Below are 6223 nucleotides of genomic sequence, written 5' to 3' on the forward strand. Positions count from 1 at the left end.
CATTAAATCTAATTATCATATATTCTTGTTGTGGCATGTCTGTCGGCCCAGCATTGGATGCAGACGCCAACTGGAAGTCCGGCTGTGTGGGTATGTGCTTTTAAGATTTTCACATCTAATGTGGTTGTTTTTCCGCCAAGTCCCATTGGTCCGATTCCAGAATTGTTGATTTCGGTTAGAATTTCTTCTTCAAGTTTAGCTATTTCAGGGTCCGGATTTCTTTCGCCTATTTTACCAAGCAATGCTTTTTTACCAAGTTTCAAACACAAATCTGATGTTCCACCAATACCAACGCCGACAACGGTAGGTGGACAAGGTTTTCCTTTTGCTTTTAGGACAGATTCAACGACAAATTCTTTAATTCCATCTATTCCTTCCGCAGGAAGCGCCATTTTTAAAGCATTATTATTTTCAGAACCAAATCCTTTTGGCAAAATGGTAATTTCCAAGTAATCCTCATCAATTAGTTCAATATCAATTGGAGGTATGTAATCTCCAACATTGATGTTGGTGTTTTCACGTGTAAGGGGATCTACAATATTCGGCCTAATCGGAACTTCTTTTGTGGCTTTTATTATTCCCTCTTCTATGCCTTCACGCAAGTTTTCAACTTCAACATTACCTAACTTTACAAAAACAACGGGCAGGCCTGTATCTTGACACATTGGAATCTGCTTTTCTTCAGCAAGTTCAATATTCTTTAGGATAGCTTTAATATTTAACTGTGCAAGTTCATGTTCTTCTATTTTAAGAGCATCTTCAAGCGCTTTTTTCACATCATCGCCTAAAACAATAACTGCCTCTTTGTAAAGTTCATAAACAGTATCTTTAATAACATCTTTAGCAATCAAAATAAAACCCTATAAAAATTAATTAATCTTATTTTTAGTTTTAAAATGATATAAATATTTTCAAATTTTAATTATGCCAATCGGGCAAACACCAGCACAATCTCCGCATCGGTTACATTTTTCACTGTTGATTGTTATGGCTCCACCTAATACTTCAATGGCATTTTCTTTGCAGACTTTTAAACATGGCGCATCTGATGGTTGACAGTGCATACAAAATAAAATAGGAGTGTCAACATTAGGTGTTTGTTGACAGCTTCCACAGGTTGTACAAGTTGTACAATTTCCTGATTTAAACATAATTCTTTATTATTCATCTAAAACAAGTCTTGCTCTTGCTTGACTTGTTATTACATGGACAAAGCCACCTTTGCCGCTGTCAGGTTCATATAATCCTGCCATTTTTGCAAGATATTTTTCCTGATTTTTGGCCCTGATTTTTTCAGGATCAGCAACAGTAATAGCTCTTTTTGTACATGCTTTTATACATGCAGGTCCTTCTTCTCTATCAGCACAGAGATCACATTTTTCAGCAACTTTGGATTGGAAAGTCATTGCACCAAATGGACAAACCATTACACATAATCCGCAACCGATACATTTTTCGGTATCTACACCATCGTCGTTGATTGCATCAGTTGGACAGATTTTTATACATGGTGCGCTTTCACAATGTTGACATACAATGGCATAAAAGGAAGAATCATGCTCTATAATTTTTATTCTGCTAGACTTATGGATGGATTCACACATGTTTGAACAGTTAAGACATCCGTCACATAAAGTGTTGTTTACAACAATACTTTCCATTGTCTTCCTCCTATAATCCTAGTTCTTTACACTCTGCATCAACATATTTTTGGATTTTTTCAATGTGCTCTTCATCTAAGTGTCTGAATCTTTTTTGTGGTGCTAAGTATTCTTTTACAGGTTTTCTTTCTTCAGGCCTGTAAGTAATCTCAAATTTACCATCAACGATTTCATATAAAATCCAAGATCCAGTTTCAACAGCTAATCTACCCATTTCGATAGTTTTTTCTGAAGGATAACCCCAACCAGTAGTACATGGTTGTTGCAAGTGTATGTATGCTGCTCCTTTAGTTTCTGCTGCTTTTTTAACTTTGTTAACGTAATCTTCAGGATATGCGATTGATGCGGTAGCTACATATGGAATTCCATGTGCTGCCATAATCATAGGCATGTTTTTCTTAGGTTTGTCTTCACCGAAACTTGCAGTTCCGTTTGGTGAAGTGGTTGTACTTGCACCATATGGGGTAGCTCCACTTCTTTGGATACCTGTATTCATGTATGCTTCGTTATCGTAACAGATGTAAAGCATGTTGTGTCCTCTTTCCATAGCTCCGGATAAGGATTGTAAACCGATGTCTACAGTTCCTCCGTCACCACCGAAAGCAACTACATTAACGTCATCTTTTCCTTGAATTCTTAATGCACTTTCTACACCAGATGCTACAGCTCCAGAGTTTTCAAATGCAACGTGTATAAATGGGACTTCCCATGAAGATTCTGGGTATGGTGTAGTCATTACTTCAAGACAACCGGTAGCAGAAATAGCTACAGTGTTTTCGCCTAAAGCATTAAGAGCTAATTTTACAGCAATAGATGCTCCACAACCAGCACAACCTCTGTGTCCCGGTGCTAATAAATCTTTATCAGGTATATCTACCATATCTATTCCTCCTTAAGTCCAAGCCATGTTACGTCATTTTCTGGCGCTTTAGTTTTTTCATATGCTTCTATGATGTATTCTGGTATGATGTCTCTTCCACCTAAACCAGCAATAAATCCATAAATTTCCTTGTCGATTTTGACTTTCATATCGGCGTAAAGTGCTCCACCAATTCCAAAGGAGAAGTTTTTATCAATAACAGCTATTTTTTCACAATTTGCTACTGCTTCATTGATTGCTTCTACAGGGAATGGTCTGTAAGCTCTGATTTTAAGTAAACCTACTTTTTCGCCTTTTTCTCTTAATTGGTCAACAATAACTCTAATGGTACTGCAAAGTGATCCCATTGCAACGAATATGATTTCAGCATCTTCGGTTTTGTATGCTTCGACAAGACCGTATTTTCTTTCAAAGATTTCAGCAAATTCATCGCATGTTTTTTGAATTACTTCAATTGAGTTGGTCATTGCAACGTCCATGTCATGTCTTGCTTCGGTATAGTAGTTAGGGTCAGCAAAGTTACCGATGGACATTGGTTGTTTTGGATCAAGGAATGCATGTTCTGGAACATATGGAGGTAAGAACTTGTCTACACTTTCTTGATCAGGTATTTCAACAGGTTCAACAGTGTGTGTTAAAATAAATCCGTCTAAACATACCATTGTTGGAAGTAAAACATTTGGATTTTCTGCGATTTTATAAGCCATTAAAGTAGTATCTAATGCTTCTTGTGCATTTTCCACATAAATTTGCAACCATCCTGCATCTCTTTGTGCAATTGAGTCTTGTTGGTCATTCCAAATATTTAATGGTGCGGAAATTGCTCTGTTTGCATCAGCCAAAACGATAGGTACTCTCATACCTGCTGCTGCAAATAAGATTTCGTGCATTAACATTAATCCTTGTGAAGATGTTGCTGTAAATACTCTTACTCCAGCACCACTAGCTCCAACAGCTGCACTTATTGCACTGTGTTCGGATTCTACTTTAACATATTTAGCATCAATTTTTTCATCAGCTACATATTGTGCCAAGTATTCTGAAATTGTAGTTTGTGGAGTAATTGGATAAACAGGAATAACTTGCGGTTTAGCTAGTCTTACAGCTTCTGCAACTGCTTTATTTGAGGTCATTACTTCTTTTACCATTTAATCACTCTCTTTATTCTTTTACCATTTCGATTGCATCGGAAGGACATTCGTTTGCACAAATTCCGCATCCTTTACAGTAATCGTAATCAATATCGTGTTGTTTATTTACACTGCCGTCTGGACAGAACAAAATACAATTATCACAATCAATACATTTTTCTTTGTCTAAGATTGGTTTAAATGTTCTCCAGCTTCCAGTTTTATTATTTCTACTATTACCAGGGTTTTTAATTACACATCCTATACTTACCATTATAATCACCCTCTATCCCATTTCGTAAACTTTTTTAGTAGCTTCTACATTTAGCTCTCCGACTTTTCCAGGGAAAGTTTCCTTTATCACTTCAAGTAGTGAATCAATGCTTACTGCTTGGGTCTTCTTAGCAAAATATCCTAAAATAATAGTATTTACAATGTTTCTTCCTAACATGTCTAATGCAATTCCAGTTGCGTCAATACTGTGTACTTCATGTTCTCCACTGCCTTCAAAGGTTTCAGTGTTGATAATTACTTCAGTATTGTCCTTAATTCCTGAAAATACATCTACTACATTTAATAATCCATCGTCTAATACTAATACGTAGTCAGGATTATAGATTTGGTATCTAATGTCGATTGGCTTATCATCAATTCTTGTGAAAGCCATTACTGGAGCTCCTCTACGTTCAACTCCAAAAAATGGAAAAGCTTGGGAATATTTGCCGTCTTTGAATGCTGCTTTTGCCAAAATTTCAGCAGCAGTTACAGCACCTTGTCCGCCTCTTCCATGAAAACGAATTTCAATCATTAATTTTTCCTCCATATATTTATCATGTATAATCATTATAAATTCCAAAATATATAAATTTTATGTTAACTTTCTGTTTTTGAATAAATTTGCATAAAATTTCTTGTTTTTATCATTTATTTTTTGTTAATTTTTTTATAATTATTTTTAATAATTTTTCTGTTATTCTGTACATTTTTAAGATGTTTTAATGAAATAGCCATTGTTATGAAATTACTTTTCTTAAAAGATAATATTAATAGATATAATTATATAATATATATGTGAGAATTATTGGGATGTTATTATGAAAGTGTTAATTATAACTGGGGAGTTGGCATATCCTTTAATCAAGGAGGTTGTTTCATCTTCAAAAGAGGATATCATTGTACATATTGCAGATAACACTCAAGTTGCTGCATTTTTGACTCCTAGGCAAATCATTAAGGAAGTAAAAACTTGTTTTTCAGATCAATTGGATGAAATTGATATGATTCTGGTTCCTGGATTAATCAAGAAAGGAACAAAAGAAATTACAAAGGAACTTGGAATTCCAACATTTAAGGGATCTACCGATGGGGCGGACCTTGCAATGGTTTTGAATTTGATTGGAAGCATAGACCTGTCCGAAGACAAACCTGCGGATAAATTGATTGAAGAAGAAAAAAGAAAAGAAGCATTCAAATTCATTGAAGAATTTGAAAACGATAAGGAAAATATTGAAGAGCTCCTTAAAAAACCAAACAACATCCTGATTAAAAATCTGCCTGTGGGTGAGGATTTCCCGATGAGGGTATTGTCCGAGATAGCTAATGCCCCATTCCTGTCAAAGGAAGCATTAATAAACAAATGCCAGTATTTTGTCGATTCAGGAGCTGACATGATTGATATTGGAATGGCTGCCGGTGAAGATTTTTCAGATAAGATTCCTGAATTGATAGAAACATTGCGTCCGATTGTTGGCGATAGGCCATTGAGCATTGACACTTTAAATGCAAAAGAGATAAAGGTCGCCGCCGAACATGGAATAGACTTTGTTTTAAGCCTGGATTTGGGTAATAATTCTGAAGTGCAGGAAATATTGAAGGAAAAGGATATCCCTGCGGTATTGCTTCCGACTAATTTTTCACAAGGAAAATCCCCAAAATCTCCATCCGAAAGGGTTGAGGCAATGCATCAATTGATTAAGGATACTGAAGGTTTAAAATATGTTGCAGATTTGATTTTAGACCCTGTAAACAGTTCCAGTATTGTCGAATCCATCATTGCATGCCATGAATTTCACAAGACCAATCCTGCTCCAATGTTTTTCGGTGTGGGAAATGTTACTGAGTTGATGGATGCAGATTCAGGTGGTGTCAATGTCCTGTTGGCCATATTGTTTACTCCCGAAGAAAGTGGAAAAACAAGAGGCAGTGTTTATGAACTTGCCACTGCGTCAAAAATGATGTTTCTTGCAAAACACCGAAAATCAATTCCTAAGGATTTGGGAATTAACTTGGTTGCCTTTAAGGATAAGCATAAAAGAAACGACATAATTCTAAATGAGTTGGATGGCATTCCACAAGTTCAACGCAAAAAGCCTATGAGATTCATAAGGGATAAAGCAGGTAGTTTTAAAATCAATGTGGATTATGGAACCACAGTTCATGATAGTAGGATTACTGCTACCCATTTTAAGAAAAATAAAGCTGATGTTGTAATTGTAGGACATTCCGCACAGGAAATTTATGAAGAAATCATTACAAAAGAATTAGTTACAAGA

8 protein-coding genes are annotated in these 6223 nt (G+C 35.7%); 1 reads left to right on the forward strand and 7 read right to left on the reverse strand.

All coding sequences use genetic code 11. From position 1 onward, the window contains the following. Positions 1-8: 8 nt before the first annotated feature. From QZU81_RS07425 to QZU81_RS07455, 7 genes are read right to left on the reverse strand one after another with little or no spacing between them, the layout of a single operon-like run. Entirely contained in the window at positions 9-851 is an 843-nt protein-coding gene (locus QZU81_RS07425; protein WP_295590864.1) for a fumarate hydratase, read from the reverse strand. A gap of 60 nt (positions 852-911) precedes the next feature. Beyond that, complete coding sequence (locus QZU81_RS07430) at positions 912-1151, reverse strand: 4Fe-4S binding protein (RefSeq protein ID WP_292849973.1); 240 nt, start codon at positions 1149-1151, stop codon at positions 912-914. Between the two features lie 9 nt (positions 1152-1160). Continuing rightward, complete coding sequence (locus QZU81_RS07435; protein WP_292849971.1) at positions 1161-1661, reverse strand: 4Fe-4S dicluster domain-containing protein; 501 nt, start codon at positions 1659-1661, stop codon at positions 1161-1163. Positions 1662-1671: 10 nt separating this feature from the next. Next, positions 1672-2541 (reverse strand): pyruvate synthase subunit PorB, encoded by an 870-nt coding sequence (gene porB / locus QZU81_RS07440; protein WP_292827676.1) that lies wholly within the window; start codon positions 2539-2541, stop codon positions 1672-1674. 2 nt (positions 2542-2543) lie between these two features. Beyond that, positions 2544-3689 carry a pyruvate synthase subunit PorA gene (porA, locus tag QZU81_RS07445; RefSeq protein WP_295590868.1) on the reverse strand — a complete coding sequence of 382 codons (1146 nt, stop codon included), beginning with the start codon at positions 3687-3689 and terminating at the stop codon, positions 2544-2546. Between the two features lie 13 nt (positions 3690-3702). Next, the gene (gene porD / locus QZU81_RS07450; protein ID WP_292818734.1) at positions 3703-3945 is read right to left on the reverse strand and encodes a pyruvate synthase subunit PorD; all 243 of its coding nucleotides are present in this window, start codon (positions 3943-3945) and stop codon (positions 3703-3705) included. 12 nt (positions 3946-3957) lie between these two features. Continuing rightward, a complete protein-coding gene (locus QZU81_RS07455) occupies positions 3958-4479 on the reverse strand; it encodes a pyruvate ferredoxin oxidoreductase subunit gamma (RefSeq protein WP_292827682.1) in 522 nt (173 codons plus the stop codon). Positions 4480-4765: 286 nt separating this feature from the next. Between QZU81_RS07455 and QZU81_RS07460 the strand changes: the two genes are divergently transcribed. Continuing rightward, on the forward strand, positions 4766-6223 hold a 1458-nt coding region (locus QZU81_RS07460), incomplete at its 3' end, for a dihydropteroate synthase-like protein (protein ID WP_295590872.1).

It is taken from the genome of uncultured Methanobrevibacter sp., from assembly GCF_902770715.1.
In the GTDB taxonomy this organism is placed as follows: domain Archaea; phylum Methanobacteriota; class Methanobacteria; order Methanobacteriales; family Methanobacteriaceae; genus Methanocatella.

Excerpts from the sequence above, each read along its gene's own strand:
- QZU81_RS07455 (WP_292827682.1), bottom strand. The coding sequence starts at position 4,479 with ATGATTGAAATTCGTTTTCATGGAAGAGGCGGACAAGGTGCTGTAACT.
- QZU81_RS07430 (WP_292849973.1), bottom strand. The coding sequence starts at position 1,151 with ATGTTTAAATCAGGAAATTGTACAACTTGTACAACCTGTGGAAGCTGT.
- QZU81_RS07435 (WP_292849971.1), bottom strand. The coding sequence starts at position 1,661 with ATGGAAAGTATTGTTGTAAACAACACTTTATGTGACGGATGTCTTAAC.
- porD (WP_292818734.1), bottom strand. The coding sequence starts at position 3,945 with ATGGTAAGTATAGGATGTGTAATTAAAAACCCTGGTAATAGTAGAAAT.
- porB (WP_292827676.1), bottom strand. The coding sequence starts at position 2,541 with ATGGTAGATATACCTGATAAAGATTTATTAGCACCGGGACACAGAGGT.
- porA (WP_295590868.1), bottom strand. The coding sequence starts at position 3,689 with ATGGTAAAAGAAGTAATGACCTCAAATAAAGCAGTTGCAGAAGCTGTA.